Origin of the sequence: Streptomyces sp. P3, from assembly GCF_003032475.1 — a bacterium.
GTDB lineage: Bacteria > Actinomycetota > Actinomycetes > Streptomycetales > Streptomycetaceae > Streptomyces.
The window spans coordinates 1,983,178-2,000,185 of the sequence record NZ_CP028369.1 but is presented as its reverse complement, the minus strand read 5'-3'; the positions used below and the strand labels follow the sequence as shown (position 1 = coordinate 2,000,185).

Annotated in this window: 13 protein-coding genes, 2 tRNA genes and 2 pseudogenes; 10 read left to right on the top strand and 7 right to left on the bottom strand. The window is 69.1% G+C overall.

Annotation, left to right across the window (positions count from 1 at the left end; genetic code table 11):
* The first annotated feature begins 1,079 nt into the window (after positions 1 to 1,079).
* Complete coding sequence (locus C6376_RS08900) at positions 1,080 to 1,301, top strand: hypothetical protein (RefSeq protein ID WP_107442922.1); 222 nt, start codon at positions 1,080 to 1,082, stop codon at positions 1,299 to 1,301.
* Between the two features lie 579 nt (positions 1,302 to 1,880).
* Positions 1,881 to 2,405 carry a hypothetical protein gene (locus C6376_RS08890; RefSeq protein ID WP_254075885.1) on the top strand — a complete coding sequence of 175 codons (525 nt, stop codon included), beginning with the start codon at positions 1,881 to 1,883 and terminating at the stop codon, positions 2,403 to 2,405.
* A gap of 778 nt (positions 2,406 to 3,183) precedes the next feature.
* Here C6376_RS08890 and C6376_RS08885 read toward each other — a convergent pair.
* On the bottom strand, positions 3,184 to 3,564 hold the full coding sequence (locus tag C6376_RS08885; RefSeq protein ID WP_254075884.1) for a hypothetical protein: 381 nt from the start codon (positions 3,562 to 3,564) through the stop codon (positions 3,184 to 3,186).
* Between the two features lie 473 nt (positions 3,565 to 4,037).
* On the opposite strand from C6376_RS08885, the gene C6376_RS08880 reads away from it, so the two are divergent.
* Entirely contained in the window at positions 4,038 to 4,352 is a 315-nt protein-coding gene (locus tag C6376_RS08880) for a hypothetical protein (protein WP_107442919.1), read from the top strand.
* 325 nt (positions 4,353 to 4,677) lie between these two features.
* Complete coding sequence (locus C6376_RS08875; protein WP_107442918.1) at positions 4,678 to 5,211, top strand: NUDIX hydrolase; 534 nt, start codon at positions 4,678 to 4,680, stop codon at positions 5,209 to 5,211.
* Here the strand turns inward: C6376_RS08875 and C6376_RS08870 are convergent.
* Positions 5,189 to 5,848: pseudogene (locus C6376_RS08870) on the bottom strand (hypothetical protein); the annotation flags it as partial. The gene C6376_RS08875 and the pseudogene C6376_RS08870 sit on opposite strands and share 23 nt — an antisense overlap.
* Position 5,849: 1 nt before the next feature.
* Here C6376_RS08870 and C6376_RS08865 point away from each other — a divergent pair.
* Positions 5,850 to 6,179 (top strand): annotated as a pseudogene (locus C6376_RS08865) (site-specific integrase); the annotation flags it as partial.
* Positions 6,180 to 6,244: 65 nt separating this feature from the next.
* Here C6376_RS08865 and C6376_RS08860 read toward each other — a convergent pair.
* From C6376_RS08860 to C6376_RS08850, 3 genes are all read right to left on the bottom strand, one after another.
* On the bottom strand, positions 6,245 to 6,880 hold the full coding sequence (locus tag C6376_RS08860) for a signal protein (RefSeq protein WP_107442917.1): 636 nt from the start codon (positions 6,878 to 6,880) through the stop codon (positions 6,245 to 6,247).
* A 169-nt stretch (positions 6,881 to 7,049) separates the two neighbouring features.
* Positions 7,050 to 7,122: transfer RNA gene (locus tag C6376_RS08855), tRNA-Arg, on the bottom strand.
* A gap of 204 nt (positions 7,123 to 7,326) precedes the next feature.
* Positions 7,327 to 7,417, bottom strand: a tRNA-Ser gene (locus tag C6376_RS08850).
* Positions 7,418 to 7,574: 157 nt separating this feature from the next.
* Here C6376_RS08850 and C6376_RS08845 point away from each other — a divergent pair.
* From C6376_RS08845 to C6376_RS08830, 5 genes are all read left to right on the top strand, one after another.
* Positions 7,575 to 8,126, top strand: a complete 552-nt coding sequence (locus C6376_RS08845; protein ID WP_107442916.1) for an SSI family serine proteinase inhibitor — start codon at positions 7,575 to 7,577, stop codon at positions 8,124 to 8,126.
* Between the two features lie 313 nt (positions 8,127 to 8,439).
* Positions 8,440 to 13,053 (top strand): PAS domain-containing protein, encoded by a 4,614-nt coding sequence (locus C6376_RS08840; RefSeq protein ID WP_107442915.1) that lies wholly within the window; start codon positions 8,440 to 8,442, stop codon positions 13,051 to 13,053.
* Positions 13,054 to 13,270: 217 nt separating this feature from the next.
* Positions 13,271 to 14,113 (top strand): esterase family protein, encoded by an 843-nt coding sequence (locus C6376_RS08835; protein ID WP_254076349.1) that lies wholly within the window; start codon positions 13,271 to 13,273, stop codon positions 14,111 to 14,113.
* A gap of 447 nt (positions 14,114 to 14,560) precedes the next feature.
* Positions 14,561 to 14,728 carry a hypothetical protein gene (locus C6376_RS43765; protein WP_159083187.1) on the top strand — a complete coding sequence of 56 codons (168 nt, stop codon included), beginning with the start codon at positions 14,561 to 14,563 and terminating at the stop codon, positions 14,726 to 14,728.
* A 134-nt stretch (positions 14,729 to 14,862) separates the two neighbouring features.
* Entirely contained in the window at positions 14,863 to 15,528 is a 666-nt protein-coding gene (locus C6376_RS08830; protein ID WP_254075883.1) for a DUF2637 domain-containing protein, read from the top strand.
* An 89-nt stretch (positions 15,529 to 15,617) separates the two neighbouring features.
* Here C6376_RS08830 and C6376_RS08825 read toward each other — a convergent pair whose 3' ends face one another.
* Together C6376_RS08825 and C6376_RS08820 are read right to left on the bottom strand one after the other, a co-directional pair.
* Positions 15,618 to 16,436, bottom strand: coding sequence for an SGNH/GDSL hydrolase family protein (locus tag C6376_RS08825; RefSeq protein WP_107442913.1), 819 nt, complete (start codon positions 16,434 to 16,436; stop codon positions 15,618 to 15,620).
* Entirely contained in the window at positions 16,423 to 16,992 is a 570-nt protein-coding gene (locus C6376_RS08820) for a PadR family transcriptional regulator (RefSeq protein ID WP_107442912.1), read from the bottom strand. Before C6376_RS08820 ends, C6376_RS08825 begins: the two co-directional genes overlap by 14 nt.
* Positions 16,993 to 17,008 lie beyond the last annotated feature (16 nt).

Genomic DNA, 17,008 nt, shown 5'->3' with positions numbered 1-17,008 from the left:
GTCTGACACGTACACGCCCTGAACAGCAGTGCGGCCACCAAGTCCGGTGGCGGAAAGGCAACCACAGCGACTGCGTGGCATGGAAGTTGACCAAGACGTGCCCCTTGCGTGCCCGACCCAGCGGCGACCGGCGGGAAACACCGGGGAACGACGGTGAACGTCCCAGAAGCGCGCAGGTCAGCGTCTCGCCAGGTCAGCGCGCATCCGCGTACGCGATCTTCCAAACTGGCTACGTGATTGGCCAACCGCGCCTCTGGCCGCGTTGTACCCTCCGGTTTTAGAGAGGGGGATCTTCATGGTGCACCTGGCACGGCCAGACGCCCGCCTGCGGACCCGTCTTCGGGAGTACCTCCTGATGAGCGCATGGTTCGGCCTCATGGCGGTCGCGGCACACAAGTGGGTCCCGGAGACTTGGAGGCAGGCGATCGCAACTGCGATCACATTGTCCGTAGGCTGGGTCGCCTGGCTTGAGCTTCGCGCGTGGAAGTACCGGCGCCGAACCGGGGGAGGGCTCGAACCGTAGGCGCTGAGCAGTACAGCGAAATACCGCATCGAGGATTCGTGGCACGGTCTCCGGGCCGTGCCACTCTCATGCCAGAACGAGCCGGGAACAGCGGGGAATCAGGGTACGCAAGGCGCACCCGCCCAGCAGTCGCGCAAGGCAGAGAATCCGCAGGTAATAGCCATGATCGCCCAACCGCGCTCCTAAAGCGGTGCTTCCGTTCCTCGTTCATGGCCGGGAATCCGGCGGACCTGTCGAGGTGAATCGAGGCGCCTGAATCGTCGAGGTCCGCTCCGCGCCGGTGCCGGCTGAGCGTTCCTCGATGTTCCGGCGACATCGACTGCCCTCCGTCTTGTCCACGCAGCGTCAGAGCCAGGTGTGCAAATAGGGCAGAGGGGCGTTATGAAGTGCCTCTTGATCGGCATGTCCAAGAGGGGCTCGCGTGCTCGGCAGTGGAAGGACCCTGAGCAGCTTCAAAGTCGGAGACAAGGTCACGGTAAGAGTGCCAAGCGACAGGCCCTTCTACCACCATGGGTCACACGGGACCGTTGTCACCATAGGCACCAAACGCGTTCACGTGCGGATGGACAAGGCCGCATTCGAGGGCCACGACGGCGAGGTGGCGAACTTCCTCCCAGGTGACCTGGAGCCTGGGCATGTCGGAGCACCGCGAAACTCCGACCGCATGAACGATGCCGTTACCGCCATGAAGGCGGCGGTCGCGACGGATATCGTCGCCGTGGCGCTGGAAGCTGGCGCCATCACTGCCGCGCAAGGGGAACAGATCAAGGCTGTGTAGGCCAGTCACTTGCAGTCCCAACGAGCCGCGGACTTGTAGCCCGACGTGCACGGGGTGAGTGTCTGACTGCGTGACAACGCCGACGAACAACAGCGGACGCCCACGCACATCCACGGACCATCAGCGCAGGTGAGACGGACACCAGCTCAAGGCAGCGCCCCCACCCAAGTTGCTTCGGGACGAAGGGGTCGCTCCGTTAAGGTGCGCGGAATGACCGACGACACCCCGACCTGTCTCCAGTGCAGCCGGCCCATGAAATCTGGCGGCTTCGTCCTGTGCGCGCGAGAGGACGATGGCCGGCGCACCTGTCGGACGTTGTGGAGGTGCGCTGGTCGGCATGTCTGGTGGAACTGGGCCGACCGGCCGGATGAACCTTTGGAGCCCTGCCCCGTGCCGGAGCTCTTCCGCTGACATCCAACGTTGACATCAACGCCCCCGGACGGCGGCGTCACTCGGCACCCACGTTTGGCACCGGTGCCTGAGGTGGGCCCCATCCAGAGTGAGAGGACATCGAACTCCTAAAGCGGTGCTACGAGACCACCGACGCCTCATCAGCACGTACTCACTACGCTCGTATTCGTGAGCGAAGCCGCCCGACTCATAGCGAACCACCGAGTCCACGTCGTACCCGTTGTGCTGGCCCTGGCCAATCCACCATGGCAGCGGGACGTCTGGCTCGACCCGTCGGCGTTCGAAAACCTGGACCACGTCTTCCACACACTCTTCGACGACTTCTGCGACGCCGACGAGCCAGAGCGGTACCTCGGCATCAGCCTCCGAAGTGACGAAGAGGTCGTCCTCATGCGAGAACTCGGTGCCGCGCTCAACGCTGCGGCAGCCGAGGCGCCCAACGACACCGACGCGGAGCATCTCCAGTCATCTGCCTGGCCAGAGGTCGTGTCCATCGCCGGGCGCCTCGCCCAAGTCATGGTCACGAACGACCTACGAGAACTTGCCACACTGCTTGAGGACGAGGCCGTGCCAGACCCGTGCCAGATCGTGCAGGGAACCACGGGGAACAGCGGGGAGCAGGCGGGCGGCGATTCAGGCTCCGACACGGCGTCGCCACAGGTCGGCTCGGCAACCTCTCGCGAGCGCCCTTAGCTTCCCAAGCTGAGGGCTCGACAGCTCAGTACGGCCGCGGAATCTCGTACTTACCCAACGCAGCGTGAGCTTGCTCCCGCCCGCGGGTAGTCCTCACGCCAAGTTCCCGCTCGCGCTGCCGCAGATGGGGACTCCGCCCTAGGCGTTAGTTCTTCCGGCGACGCCCCTGCGCATAGGGGCCGTGGCGATCATGTTCCCGCCATTCCTCGTCATGAGGGTCACGGTCTTCCGCACCCGCGTTGTCTCCGGGGGTCGAAATGTGTTCCCCCTTGTTGACCTTGGCCAGCAGCGAGGCGAGGGGATCAGGGGGACCATCGCTGAAGCGATCGGAGCCGCGCCCGGGCGGCGGCTCCGGCTCTGTCCTGTCGTGCCGCGCCCGTGATGTATCGCTCATGAGCAGCCCCCTCCGACTCGCTGAGATGCACTCGAGGTCTTTCCCTGGAAGGTCGCGGGTAACCCGACTGAGGTCGGTAGGGATGCAGCGAGGCACATGCGGCGTGCCCGCCGTCGTGGCTGACTGTCGTCGGCTGAGGCCCAGGCGGGCCCCGGATCGGTATGGAGGATGACCGTGCCGCAGATGAGAGGGTGAGGGGCGCACCTGTCAAGTGCGCCCCTGGAGGCTGACACCACCGCCTGACACCAACAGCCCCGGACGGCAGCGATCAGCGACGAACCCTGGCGAACCATCGCCCGAGGACCACGGCCGGATCACCAACGTTGATGCCCCTCTGTGACCGACCTGATAAGGATGAGGACAGACCTCAAAGCCTTTGGCCACTCACTCCTGCCGGCCAGCAACCATCCACCGTGGCGGCCAGGTTTGATCACGGGCAACCGCGCTCCCGGTGATCCCCAGGCTCTTTCGTGCGCAGCGATGATATTCGTCGCGCGCATCGCGATACTCATGCCATGCCTGCGCCCAGCTTTCTCGCGTGGCCGGGACCTTGCCGTGTGCCATCCAGGACAACTGCCAAAGAGCGTGGTTGAGGACGCGCGCGGCCGTGATCGTATCTGTGTCGGTCAAGAGCCGAAGGTTCTCCAAGAGGTGACCGCGCCGGTCTTCGGCAGCCGCCGCCTCACTGAGGACCGCTGACGTAGGTTCCAATGGCGATGGGTAGTCAGTGAGGCCACGACCGGCCGCAAGGCGGAGGCTGATCATGCAAACCTCCTTCACGGCCCTGGCGTAGTCCGTGTACGCAGACAGGCGGCGTTCATCCCACCTGACCGCTTGCTGACGACGCCAGCGAGAGCGCTCAGTGGTCACAGTGACCAGGTAGGAGGTGGCAGCGCCTACCACCACTCCAAGCAGCGTGGGGACTTGGTCAACCAGCGCCATCTCGAAGCCTCTCCCCCGGTCGGCTCTGCCCAGACGTTGCGTGCCTAGGACATACCCGCCCGAAAGCTCTTCACGCCGCGCTCCGGATCTGGTCTGTACAGCAGCGGAGTACTGCAACCACCGCAACCGGAGCTGACCGCCAAAGCCCCTCAGTGGCTAGCTGACCAGCCCACCCGACCGCCATGACCCTCCAGCCGAGAGTTCGGGACGAAGAGGTCACGTGTCACAGTCCGGGTTTCGCCGGCCGGCGACAACTCTTCGTTGTCCTACAGCCCTGGACGCCGCATCCTCGGCGTATGCCGATTTCTCCCGACGCCCGCGACCTCTGCCAGTTCGTCTTTGAGCCGGGCCAGGTCGAGCTGGCCGTCATGGCTCTGGAGACCTACGCCGGGCCAGATGAGGAGTGGGTCCACCAGGCCGCCATCAGGCTGAGCGGAGGGCAGCTTCACCGTCTGGCCCACTGGCTGAACTCGGCCGAACGAGAGCTGGGCACCTTCCGCTGGTACGCCAGCGAACCCGCAGATGTATCACCCGAATCGCACCGGTTCGCAGTCGAGTTCATCAACGGGCTGATCGACAAGGATGTCCCTAGGCCACCAAAGCCACGGTGAGCCGCATGACATACGCGTGCCAGATCGTGCGGGGAACCACGGGGAACAGTGGAGACTGGCAGCGCAGGTGTCCCAGTCTTCGAAACCACTGCGCCGCAGGTCAGCGCAGCAATTATTGGCAAAGAACCCGAGCTTCCCAAACTGAGGGTTCAATGAGTGTCCTTGGCCGACACCTTCGGGACTTCGTCACTGGGCACTCGACTCCTCCCCACGGGCGCAAGCCTTGCACTACACCTCGTCAGTGTGACGCGAAATGAGGCTGAACCTGCGCCGTCCTCGGGGGGCGATCTGAGATCCTGGAGACCGGTCGAGAGGGTCCGCAGGTATGGAGTGGAAGACCCACGGTGAGCGACAGATCTACACCAACCCTTGGGTGAATCTGTGTCTGGTCGACGTCCAACAGCCTGACGGACGCAGGTGGGAGTACCACGTCGTTCGCCTGCGGCACCTGGCCGTGGCTGCCGTGGTCAACGACCGCCAGGAGGTGCTGATGATGTGGCGGCACCGTTTCATCACCGACTCCTGGGCCTGGGAGTTGCCCATGGGCCTGGTCGAGCAGGGGGAGACTCCTGAGGAGGCGGCGGCCCGCGAAGTCCTCGAAGAGACAGGCTGGCGGCCTGGGCCCATCAAGCCTCTGATCTACGCCGAGCCGGCCAACGGGATCACCGACTCGCAGCACCACGTCTTCCGTGCGGACGGGGCGACTTACGAGGGTCCGCCCACGGAGAAGAACGAGTCCGACCGCATCGAGTGGGTCCCGCTCAGCGAGATACGCGGGATGATCGACCGCCGCGAGATCGTCAGCGGCGGATCCCTCGTCGGTCTGCTGTACGTGCTCATGGATGAAGCGATCCGCTGACCGGTGGCAGGAGCTCCCGTAGCCGTGCCTCGAAGGCCAGGGCTACGGGCTCCTGCCTGTGCGGGGCCAACTGGTCGTAGAACTCCCTGAGGTGGCCTGACACTCGCTCCGAAGCAACCGCCGATGCGGGCTCCAGGGCTTGGGTGGCGGTGTGGCACGCCTGGTCGAGCTTGCCTTGATCCAGCTGCGTACGAGCCAGCCAGAAGGCGTGGAACGCGCGGCCGCGCTGATTGGCGTGGGCTTCCCGGCGCAAGGCGTCCGCGATCAACGGTTCGGCCTTCGCGGCCTGGCCCAGACGACCGTGAGCAATGCCGGTGTCCACGATGAGCTTCGGCTCGTCGAAGTAGGCCACCCACGACGGGTCAGGGTCGTGCGCCTGAATTTGCTCGAACTGGTTGTGCGCTTCCGTGATTGCCCGGTGAGTGGACGTCTGGCTGCCGAGGGTGGCGTGGGCGAATGCCTCCCGCATGGAGAGCATCGACAGGACGCGCGGGGGTGTGGCGGTGGCTGAGCGGGCCTGGTCCTGGGCGGCGGTCACGAGTGCCAGGGAGTCCGCGGGCTTGTCCTGGTAGGTCGCCTGCAAGCTCATGCAGGCAACGACGTTGGCCATGAACTGGCGGTCGTCGATGGCCTTGGCGGGAAACCGGAAGGCTGCCGGTGATCCGTGGCAGGAGACGTGCGGCCTGGTCTTCACCACGAAGTACGGGACGCCTATCGAGCCGGGAACCTCACCCGCGTGTTCGCCCTGCGGGCCCGCCGCGCCGACCTTCGCGTGATCCCGCTCCGGAACACCCGGCACACGTGCAGCTCGCTGCTCGTCGCCCTGAAGGTGCACCCCGAAGGTTGCTCAGCGCATCCTCCGTCACTCGCAGATCGCCGTGACGATGGAGGTCTATGCCGAAGCGAGCGAGGAGGAGGTGCGGGCAACACTGGGCAAGCTGTCCGAAGCCATGGGCGGCGCCGGCTGAGGACTCCTGACCATGACCTGCTCTCGAGGTGACCCCGAACTCGGGTTCCCCTGCACGTCGTTCGCCTATGCAGCATCCACGGTCAGGGAGTAGTCCACATCAACGGCGAAGTCCTGGGCCTGACCACGAATTGTCAGTGTGTGCTTTCCGGGCTTCAGCGGGGGCAACTGGACCCAGAGGCCGCACCCTGTGGTTGTGAGGCGCTCGTCCGTGCCTGTGACGGGGTTGAAGGCAACGCCCTGCACAGAGATCGGCTCTCCGCGGTTCGTCTCCGATTCGACCTTCTTGCCGTCCAGGACTGCGGACCCCTTGGCCTTGCTCATGAAGATTGCGCAGTCCGCCGGCTCACCCATCAGGTTCACCAGGGGAAACGCGACAGGGACCCGTTCGGGGACGTGGCAAGTGCGCTCGGCCTGAGTGCCGAAGGTACCTGCCAGAAACCACACGTCCTGCGGCTGGTTGCGCTCACAATCGCTCCCATCCTCGTCAGCGACCGGATTGGTGCTTTCGGGTTCCGACATCGCCCACGTCCACCATCGGCTCTGCAGATCCTCAGGTGGGAGACCGTCCTGCGCCGACGACGGCGCACCTGAAGCCCGAGCCGGCGAGTCCCCTGTTCCCTCGGTTGTGCTGCGCCCGCACCCCACCAGCGCCGCCAGGACCATGGTCATGAGCACCACTCTGCCGGTCTTGATCTTCACGAGTTCCCCTCCCCTGCCGCGCACGTGCGCGGCCCCCGGTCGCATACGGATTGCGCGGACCCTGTCCGCGAGCCGGCCGACTCCCTTGGGCCACCCGTTGCTGTACTTCGCTGCTGTACGCCCCCGAAACGACAAAGGCCCCGGATCTCTCCGGGGCCTTTGACCTGTGTGCACTCGGCAGGATTCGAACCTGCAACCTTCTGATCCGTAGTCAGATGCTCTATCCGTTAAGCTACGAGTGCTTGTTATTCGGTTTTTCTGTCTTTGCTTCCCGGCCCTTCCGGCCCGCTCGCGGCGACAGGAAGAACATTACATGACTGCCGCCGACATGTGAAATCCGTTAGTCGTACCCCTTGTGACCTGCGGAAACGGCCTGAACGGGCCCCGTGAGCGCGGTCGGGAACGACGAAGCCCCGATCGCGTGGACCGGGGCTTCGGTGATCGAGCGGAGGCGGAGGGATTTGAACCCTCGATGGGATGTAAGTCCCAAACCGCATTAGCAGTGCGGCGCCATAGACCGGACTAGGCGACGCCTCCAGCACAACCGCTCGCGTGCGTGCGAGTGGTGCGTGCAGATGATGACACAGTCGAGCGTCGTGTCACCAATCGACGTCCACGGTACTAGGCAGTCGGGCCGCAGGGCAAAGCACTTCCCCGGGCGCAACGTCGCCGACGGCGCGGCGTTAGTCCCGGCATGGTCCAGGTCACCCCGCTTCGACGCCTCGCCGTCACCGCCCTTGCCGTCTGTGTCACCGTGATCGCCTCGTCGGCCGCGGGCTCCGTCAGCGCGTACGCCGCGCGTCCCGGGAGCGCCGGCACGACGGCGGGCGTCCCAGCCGCCGCAGGCGGACGTGCGCCGCTCGCGCCGCCGCCGGTCCGGGAGGAGGACCGGAAGAGCGGCGATCACCTCACGGTCACCGTCCGGCACAGTGGCGGGCGGACGGACGGGACGTTCGAGGTGTACTGCCACCCCGGCCGCGGCAGCCACCCCGACCCGGACGGCGCCTGCGCGGCCGTGGACCGCAACACCAGGTGGGGCCGGGACGCCTTCGCACCCGTGCCGGGCGGCGAGCTCTGCGCGATGCGATACGGCGGGCCGGCCACCGCCCACGTCACGGGCCGCTGGGCCGGACGTCCCGTCGACGCGACGTTCGACCGGGGCAACGGCTGCCGGATCGAGCGGTGGGACCGGTTCGTGCCGCTCCTTCCCGGCCCGCCTCCGGCGCCGGTGCCCCCCGCTCGCTGACCGGGGTGGCAGCCGCCCGTCGGGGGCGAGCGCGGCGAGCATGGCGCAAGCACCGGTTCCGTAAAGGTCGCGCGGAGGTCCCGCGAAGTCGGGCGGTGCCGGAAACGCCACTCGGAGCGGGCCGACGTGCGCGGGGACCGGTCCGGGCGGGCCAGGACATACGTTCTGGGTCACTTCGTCGTGCGAGCTCGCTCTCATCCGGCGTCACCGGCGGGACCCCAGCCCTTAGACTCCCTCGCGTGACAGGCTGCGGACCGGTTGGCAATATGGCCCGAGCGGTCGGCAGAGTGCGGTAACAGGGAGGAAGCGACTCGTGAGCAGCAGGCCATCCCGAGGCGCTGCTCGCCTCGCAGCCATACTCGACGCGCTTCCCGACGCGTTGGTGCTGGTCAACGCCAACGGGACGGTCGTCAACGCGAACACCATCGCGCTCGAGGCGTTCGAGACGCCGGGTACGGCTCTGGTCGGGCGGGGGCTGCTCGATCTGCTGCCGCAGTTCGACTCCAAGCTCATCCCGGGGTCCATGCGGCGCCCCGACCACATGGACCCGCGCGGCCGGACCAAGCCGACCCGGATGGTCGCGCGCCGCACCGACGGCACCGAGTTCCCGGTCGAGGTCACCAGCGCCAACCTGGAGAACGGCCAGCAGGCCTACGACGGCTACGGATACTCCTCCGCCTCCGACGAGCTGCTGATGCTCGTCGTGCGCGACCTCTCCGGCACCGTCGACACCGAGGCCGAGCTGGCGCGCTCGCAGCGGCAGACCGAGATGATCCTGAGGGCGGCGGCCGAGGGGGTCGTCGGCACCGACACCGACGGGCGGATCGTGCTCGTCAACCCGGCGGCCGCCCAGATACTGGGATATCGGGCCAGTGATCTCGGCGGCAAGGAGCTGCACACCCTCGTGCTGCACTCGCGCGGGGACGGCTCGCCGTTCCCGTACGACGAGTCGCCGCTCGCCGACACCCTGCGCTCCGGGCGCAAGCACCGGGTGCGCGGCCAGGTGCTGTGGTCCAAGGGCGGTGACAGGGTCTCGGTCGACCTGACGACCGCGCCCGTGCGCGACGGCGACCAACTCGTCGGCGCCGTCATGACCTTCACCGACCGCCGGCCGTACGACGCACTGGCGGAGGAGAAGGAGTCCGTCGAGCAGCGGCACGCCAAGGAGCTGGAGAAGCTCTCCGAGGAGCACGCCTCCGACCTCACCGCACTGCGCCAGCAGCACGTCGCCGAGCTCGAGGAGCTGCGCGAGCTGCACGAGGAGGAGATCGCGGCCGGCGAGGAGCGCTACGCCGCGCTCGGCGAGCGGGAGAAGGACCGGTACGAGGCGCTCGCCGGGCGGCACGACCAGCTGCTCACCCTGCTCGGGGGCTCCCTGCGCGGACCGCTGGACGAGCTGCGCCGGGAGCTGGCCGCGCTCGCCGCGGACGACGCCGGACAGCTCTGGCCGGAGGCCAACCAGGTGCTGCACCACCTGTCCGCCGGCTATTCGCGGATCACCACCCTGATCGACAACGTGCTCGGATACCAGCGCCTCGACACCGGGGCGCAGACCGTCGTTCGGACGAAGGTGATGCTCGACGCGGTCGTCGCCGCGGGCGTCGACGGCGCGGTGGAGCTCATCGGGCCCGGCAGGGTCCAGTTCGCCGTGCACGCGCCGCCCATCGAGGCCGAGGTCGACGTACGGCTCCTCGCGACCGCGCTCGCGCATCTCGTCGCGGACGTCGCCGGCGTCGACGCCACCGGCAACGCGCCCGTCTCGGCGGGCGGTTACATGGACAACACGGTCGTGGTGGCGGCCGCCCAGCGCGGCGAGGTCGTGCGCATCGAGGTGCGCGGACCGTACGCCGGCGGCGACCCCGTGCACGAGCCGATCGTGCGGGGGATCGTCCGGGCCCACGGGGGCGTGCTGCAGACGCACGAGGTGCCGGGCATGAGCGGCAGCGCGTATGTGCTCGAGGTGCCGTTGGGCGGCGGGGCGGGGGCCGTCGCGGCTCCGCCGGCCGCCGCGCTGCCCGCCCTGCCGATGGGCGACGGCGCCGTGCGGCACGAGGTCCCGGGGGAGCAGGGCGTTGTCGGACGGCGGCGGGCCCGGCGGTCCTCCGTGGACGCCTTCCTGGAGAGCGACGTGCCCGCGGCGGAGGGCGGCGCCGACGCCGACGCGGCGGTTCCGACCGGACGCCGGCGCAGGCGTGGCGCGCCCGCCGCGGAGACGCCGGGCGAGTTGCCGTCGGCGGTGGCCGAGGCCGAGGGGCCGGAGGGCTCCGGCGGCACCGGACGGCGGCGCGGGCGCTCCGCCGAGCTCGCCGTGGCGGGGGCCGACTCCGGGGTGAGCGAGGGAGCCGTCGTGATGGCCGCGGAACACGCGTCCGGGACGGCGGCTTCGGGGACGGGACTCGGCGGTACCGTTCCGCCGCAGGGCGTGCCGGCTCCGGACGGACGACGGGCCCTGCACGCGCCCGACGGTCAGCAGCCGCAGAACGCCTTGCCGCCCGCGCTGCCGGCCCTCGCGGGCCCGTCGGCCGGCGCAACCCCCGGGACCCCCGGGACCACGGGCGCAGAAACGACCGGCGCGGACGCGGGTACCGGTACGGATGCGAGCTCCCAGGGCGACGCCGAGGCGGAGAACGGACAGCCGACCGGGCGCCGTCGGCGTGCCCTGGCCGCCGCGAACGAGCGTGCCGCCGCGCAGGAGGCGGGGCCCCGCACCGTCTTCGCCCTGCCGCCCGCGGAGGCGGACCGGACGGCGGATGTTGCCGGCAACGTTCCCGGCCCCGTTCCCGGCCCTGTTTCCGGCCCCGTTCCCGGTATGGAGCCGGGCTCCGGTTCCGGTTCTGTTGCTGCTCCCGTTTCCGGCTCTCCCGTTTCGGGTGTTTCCGGCGTCGGCCTCGCCGACGGTTCCGGTACGACGCACCAGGCCGGGCCGGCGCAGGCCCAGGCCCAGGGACAAGAGCCGGGACAGGGGCACGGGCAGGCGCAGGTGCAGCCCGGTGGCCCCGTTCCGGTCCCGGTGCCTGGCGTGATGCAGGCTCCGGGCATGGTCCAGACACCAGGGCAGGCACCAGCGCCGGCGCCGACGGCCGCGCAGGCCCCGGTTGCGGCACAGGCCCCGGTTCCCGATCAGGTCCAGGTGCCCGCGCCGGGTTCCGGCCCCTTCGCGGGCCCCGACGCCGACCACGGACGTCACGACGCCGTCCCGCACGACCAGGCCGACGACCACACCCCGCCGCAGCCGCACCCGACCAGCGCGCCCACCGGCCGCCGACGACGGGCGGTCGGTCAGCCCGCGGAAGCCGTCCCGGCCCAGCTCCAGACCCCACCGCAGGTCCCGGCCCAGGCCCAGGGTGTGCAGGCCGGTCCCGTCGCGCAGCCTGCGCCCGGGCAGGGGCTGCCACTCCCCGCCGCAGCGGCCGCCGCGGCGTCCCAGGCCGTGCCGGTCATGTCGACTCCCAGCACCGGCACGCCGCTCCCGCCCGAAGCCGTCGTCGGACAGCCGCGGGCGGCGCAGCCGTTGCCCGCCGAGGCTGCCGCGGTCCCGCCCATCGACCCCAACTCGACGCAGGGACGGGCGATCAGCGTGCGGACGCTGGGGCAGGGTGTGCCCTTCACCCGGCAGGCCGCCCAGGTGCAGCAGGTCCAGCACGCCCACCAGGTGCAGCACGCCCATCAGGCTCAGCCGGTACAGCGCCCCCAGCCCGGTCTGGCGTCCCCTCAGCCGACCACCACCCCCGCCCCGCACACCCCGGGCGGGTCCGGACGTCGTCGCAAGCTGGGTACCCCGCCCGACCCGGCGACGCGTCCGGAGCAGACGGCCCGGCCGCACCCGTCGGCCGAGCAGAGCGCCGTTCCGCAGCCCGCCGTTCCGCAGAGCGCCGTTGGTCAGCCCGGCCTGCCGCAGTCGGCCGGGGCGCCGCATGCCGGGGCGGCTCCGGCCTCGCATACCGTCGCGGCGCCCATGCCCGCGCCGGTATCCGCGCCCGTCCCCCCGTCGGGGCAGCCGGCACAGCAGCCCCAGCCGTCTCAGCCGTCCCTCGCGGGTCAGTCGCGGCTCGTGGCCGGTGGGACGGGCACCGAGGGGGCCGGACGGTCGTACGCGATAGGAGCCCCGGACGAGAACGCCGCCGAGGGCCCCGAACCGCTCGACGGGCCCGGCGGGGCCGTCGAGGTGGCGGATCCGCCGCGACCGCAGCCGCTGGACGACGAGTTGCCGCCGGAGCCGCTGGACAACCCGCGTCGGCTGCTGGTGTGGCCGGCGCCCGACGTCAGCACCCAGCAGGCGCTCAGCGACCGCGGCTACCGTCCCGTCATCGTGCACTCGCGCGAGGAGGTCGACGCGCAGATCGCCGCGTTCCCCGCGGCGCTGTTCGTGGACCCGCTGACCGGGCCGATCACCCGCACCGCGCTGCAGTCGCTGCGGACCGCCGCGGTCGCCGCCGAGGTGCCGGTGCTGGTCACGGCCGGGCTCGGGCAGGCGACGCGGGAGGCGGCGTACGGCGCCGACCCCGCCGTCCTGCTGAAGGCGCTCGCGCCGCGCGACAGCGAGCAGCATCCGCCGCGGGTGCTGCTCATCGAGGAGCACGCCGAGATCGCCCTCGCGCTGACCTCGACGCTGGAGCGGCGCGGAATGCAGGTGGCGCGTGCGGCGAGCGACGCGGACGCCGTCGCGCTCGCCGGGCAGCTGCGGCCGAACCTGGTGGTGATGGACCTGATGCAGGTGCATCGTCGGCAGGCCGGGATCCTGGACTGGCTGCGGGCGAACGGGCAGCTCAACCGCACCCCGCTCGTCGTGTACACGGCCGCCGTCGACCAGGCGGACCTGCCGCGGCTGGCGTCGGGGGAGACGGTCCTCTTCCTCGCCGAGCGGTCGACCAGCCCGGAAGTACAGAGCAGGATCGTGGACCTGCTGGCACGGATCGGCACCAACTAGGGCAGCCCTCGACCCGTCGGGGGCGGGAGCGCGTGCGCAGCCAGAGCCGGGAAGCGCGCCCGGAGCGGCGGAGCGCAGCCGGGGATCGAACCCGTGAAAGGGGTGGTGACTCGGTGCGCTTCCTCCCACCTCGCACTGACATCGCAAGGTGGAGCGTCCGGACGAAATCCCCTTGCGGCCAAGGGCGGTGGTCGCCCTACGGTTGCTTCCCGTGACCATGGAGATGCCCTACCAGCCACTGCCGATCGACCAGTCTGACGTGCGCTACATCCACGGACCTGATTCCGTTCCACAACCGGGAGTGCCCGCCGGTGAGACGGTGGAGTTCGAGTGGAGGGACAGCGAGGTCTACCCGGGAACCTTCCGGAAGTTCTGGGTACACGTGCCCGCACGGTACGACCCAGCGGAACCGGCATCCTTGATGGTGTTCCAGGACGGATGGTGGTACCTGGACCCCGCAGGAGAGGTACGCGGCGCGATCGTCCTGGACAACCTCGTTCACCGCGGCGAACTCCCCGTCACCATCGGAGTGTTCGTCGATCCTGGCGTCTTCCCCGATGAGGAGGACCCGAAGAACCGCAACAACGAGTACGACGCCTTCGACGACCGGTACGCCACCTTCCTCCTCACCGAGATCATCCCGCAGGTCGCGGAGCGCTATGCCATCGCCCGGTCGCCCGAAAGATGGGGCATCTGTGGCGGGAGCAGCGGCGGCAACTGCGCCCTTACCGTCGCGTGGTTGCGTCCGGACAGGTTCCGCCGCGTCATCGGCTACCTGTCCAGCTTCGCGCAGATACCGGACGGCAATCCCTACCCGGACCTCATCGCCAGCGCCCCTCGCAAACCGCTGCGCATCTTCATGCAGGGCGGCCACCGCGACCTGCACTGGAATGAGCCGCAGTGGAACTGGCTCGCCGAAAACCTGCGTGTGGCAGCCGCTCTCGCCGAAGCGGGCTACGACTTCCGCCTTGTCCTGGGAGACGGCGGCCACAGCCCCAACCACGGCGGCGTCCTGCTGCCCGACGCGCTGCGCTGGCTGTGGCGGCCCAACGAGCGTTGACCGCGTGGCGGGATGCTCCCCCCGGTTGCGCCGTTCATGTCATCCACGGCTGGGCCGACCGGACCGCCGACCGGGCCGTCCGAGTTTGCTCGACCGTGCCCACTGCCCACTGACGACCGACGACGGACGACGGACGACGGACAGACATGGCACCGCTCTTGCAGGGTGATGGGCGGTGAATCATATTTCCGGCCGGGGGTCTGAGAGGAAAATTCGCTCTGCTCATAACGTGCGAAGTGCGTGAATGACATTAATGACGAGACCTTGTTCCCATTAATTCCTTTACGCCCGGGTCACTCATTTGCCGCGCATCTGGAGGAGGGGCTGCGCCGTTAGCGGAATATGACGAAAGTAGGGTCCCAGAGTCTGCCTCAACGCAACACGAGGCCGGATAATCTGACTGCGGGCCATGATCGGACAATGGGGAAATTTATCTTTTCACCCGGTATGAAATACTCCGCGACTTCGGTGCGGGGCTCGGTGATCGAAGATAGCGTGTGGGCCGAACGTCACGTTGCCGAGCCGCTGCTCCGCGAGTTCCTCGCCCTGCTGGAGGGCATCCAGAAGGAACTCGATTTGCGGTGGAACGGCCAGGAACGCTCCGGCCGGCCGTGACGTGGACGACGCCCGACGGGCACATCCCTGTGAATCACGACTACGTGGACCCTTCGTACGCGCAGCGTGAATGGTATTCAGACGCCTACTCCTACGGGGCAGGCTCCGGTTGGAACGGTGGACCTGCCGACAGCGTGCGAGCGGGGGTTTCCCCGGCCGCGTCCGACCCGGGCTGGGATCCGGTCGAGGAACTCGCCTATCTCATGCAGGAGGCCGTCACGGCGGAGCAGACGACCAGGGTGCCGCCACCGCGCGGTGAGCCCGCGTCCGGCGATGACTTCCACGACCCGATGGAGAGCCTCGCGCAGATCACCGCCCAGTTGCCGCCTGCCCGTAGTTCTTCCGCCGGTCATCGCAGGAGCCGAGGTCGAAAACTCCGGCTCAAGTGGTTGCAGACCGGCAGCTTCGTGATCGTCGCACTCGTCGCCGTCATCGTGGCGATGGTCAGTGTCTTCGGTGGCATGGTCGCTTACAGGCCTTTGCAGAACATCACGTCGGGAGCGGACCCCGGAATGGTCCCGTCGTGGCCTCTCCTCGTGTACGGCCCCTGGATGGTGGCCTCCCTCTCCATTCTCCGGACCGCTCTGCATCAGCGCCGAGCCTTCCACTCGTGGTTCATCGTTCTGCTCTTCTCCTCCGTCGCGATGATGCTGTGCATTGCGCAGGCGGACCGAACCTTCACCGGTATCGCCGGAGCTTCCCTGCCCGCTCTCGCGTCCCTCGCCTGCTTCCAGCAACTCGTCCGCCAGATCACCCTGACCCTCCCACCGCGACAGGGCACGCGCCGGCACCGCCAGTAGCCGCGAAGTCCGGCCGCCGACCGAACGGGCCGTCTCGAATAGGCAGGGGAAGGGAGAAAAGGAGTCGCCGGCCGGGAGCGAGGCCGTCGCTACGGAGATTCCTGTCGACAGGTCTGGGCGGCGGAGCCCGGCGTGGGGCTCACGGGCAGGAGCCGGGGGCGTCTGGCGGTGCGGCCGTCGCCGGAGGACCGGCCGCGCAGACGGCGTCCGAGCCAGGGGCCGAGGTGGGCGGCCGCCCAGCGCAGTTCGGCCCCCGCGGCCTGCCGACGCGAGGGAACCCTCTGCGGCGGGAGGGGGAGGGTCCAGGTGTCGTCCGTTCCGGGCAGGTGGATGGCCTGGGCGAGGGCCGCGGCGATCCGTTCGTGACCGAGGGGGCTGGCGTGGAGGCGGTCCGCGGTCCACATCCGTGGGTCGGTGGTGACGGCCTGGCGGCCGGTTTCGGCGACCGTGACCCCGTGACGGGCGGCCGCGGCCCGGATACGGGTGTTGAGGTCGAGCACGCGGGACCTGACCGGCCGGGCCAGCGGCATGATCTTTCCGACGTCGGGGAACGTCAGTGTCACCACATGCGTCCCGGCCTCCGTGAGCGCGGCGAACATGTCCTCCAGGTGTCCCGCCACCTCCGCGGCGTCGTACCGGGGCCGCAGCAGGTCGTTGACGCCGGCGACGACGGTGGCCAGGTCGGGGCGCAGGGCCAGGGCGGGCCCCAGCTGTTCGGCGCGGACCTGGCCGGCGGTGCGTCCTCGTACGGCCAGATTGGCGTACTGGAGACCGGGGTTGACGGCTGCGAGGTGCTCGGCGAGCCGGTCGGCGAAGCCGCGCAGGCCGACGGTGTCGTCTCCGTCGCCCAGCCCTTCGGTCTGGCTGTCGCCCAGAGCGACGTAGCGCACGTAGTCACCGCTCGGCATGAGTCGTCCGCCTTTCCCGCAGGACGGTTGCGATCCGCAGGCACCAGTCCCGGTGGCCCTGCTCGAAGTCGAGGCCGCGCAGACAGGTCAGGTACGGCCCGATCCGCTCGCCTCGGCGAAGGAAGTCCTCTTCGTCCGTGTCGCCGCGCAGTTGTCGCAGCAACCGGCCGAGCAGTTCGATCTTGGCCTCGGCGGCAGAGGCCCGCTCCTCGAGCTGTTCGATCACCGATGCGGTGCCGACGCGGTCGGCGACCTGGACCTTGACCAGCAGATCGTCACGGATGAACGAGGGCTTCGCCACGGCTGCGGCGAACTCCTCCAGCTCGGCACGGCCGGCTTCGGTGACGTGGAACAGGCGCTTGTTGGGACGGGTCTCCTGGATCACCTGCCGGCCCGCGACCAGGCCTTCCTTCTCCAGCTTGGCCAGTTCGGCGTACAGCTGCTGGGGCAGGGCGTGCCAGAAGTTCGCCACGCCTACGTCGAACGCCTTCGCCAGCTGGTACCCGCTGTATTCGCCGTCCAGCAGCGCCGCCAGCACGGCATGTCGCAAGGCCATCGAAGCAGCCCCCTCC

What these genes read in the sequence shown, in the direction of transcription:
- C6376_RS08885 (WP_254075884.1), bottom strand. Translation starts at nt 3,564, where the DNA reads ATGATCAGCCTCCGCCTTGCGGCCGGTCGTGGCCTCACTGACTACCCA.
- C6376_RS08875 (WP_107442918.1), top strand. Translation starts at nt 4,678, where the DNA reads ATGGAGTGGAAGACCCACGGTGAGCGACAGATCTACACCAACCCTTGG.
- C6376_RS08820 (WP_107442912.1), bottom strand. Translation starts at nt 16,992, where the DNA reads ATGGCCTTGCGACATGCCGTGCTGGCGGCGCTGCTGGACGGCGAATAC.
- C6376_RS08880 (WP_107442919.1), top strand. Translation starts at nt 4,038, where the DNA reads ATGCCGATTTCTCCCGACGCCCGCGACCTCTGCCAGTTCGTCTTTGAG.
- C6376_RS08825 (WP_107442913.1), bottom strand. Translation starts at nt 16,436, where the DNA reads ATGCCGAGCGGTGACTACGTGCGCTACGTCGCTCTGGGCGACAGCCAG.
- C6376_RS43765 (WP_159083187.1), top strand. Translation starts at nt 14,561, where the DNA reads ATGAAATACTCCGCGACTTCGGTGCGGGGCTCGGTGATCGAAGATAGC.
- C6376_RS08835 (WP_254076349.1), top strand. Translation starts at nt 13,271, where the DNA reads ATGGAGATGCCCTACCAGCCACTGCCGATCGACCAGTCTGACGTGCGC.
- C6376_RS08845 (WP_107442916.1), top strand. Translation starts at nt 7,575, where the DNA reads ATGGTCCAGGTCACCCCGCTTCGACGCCTCGCCGTCACCGCCCTTGCC.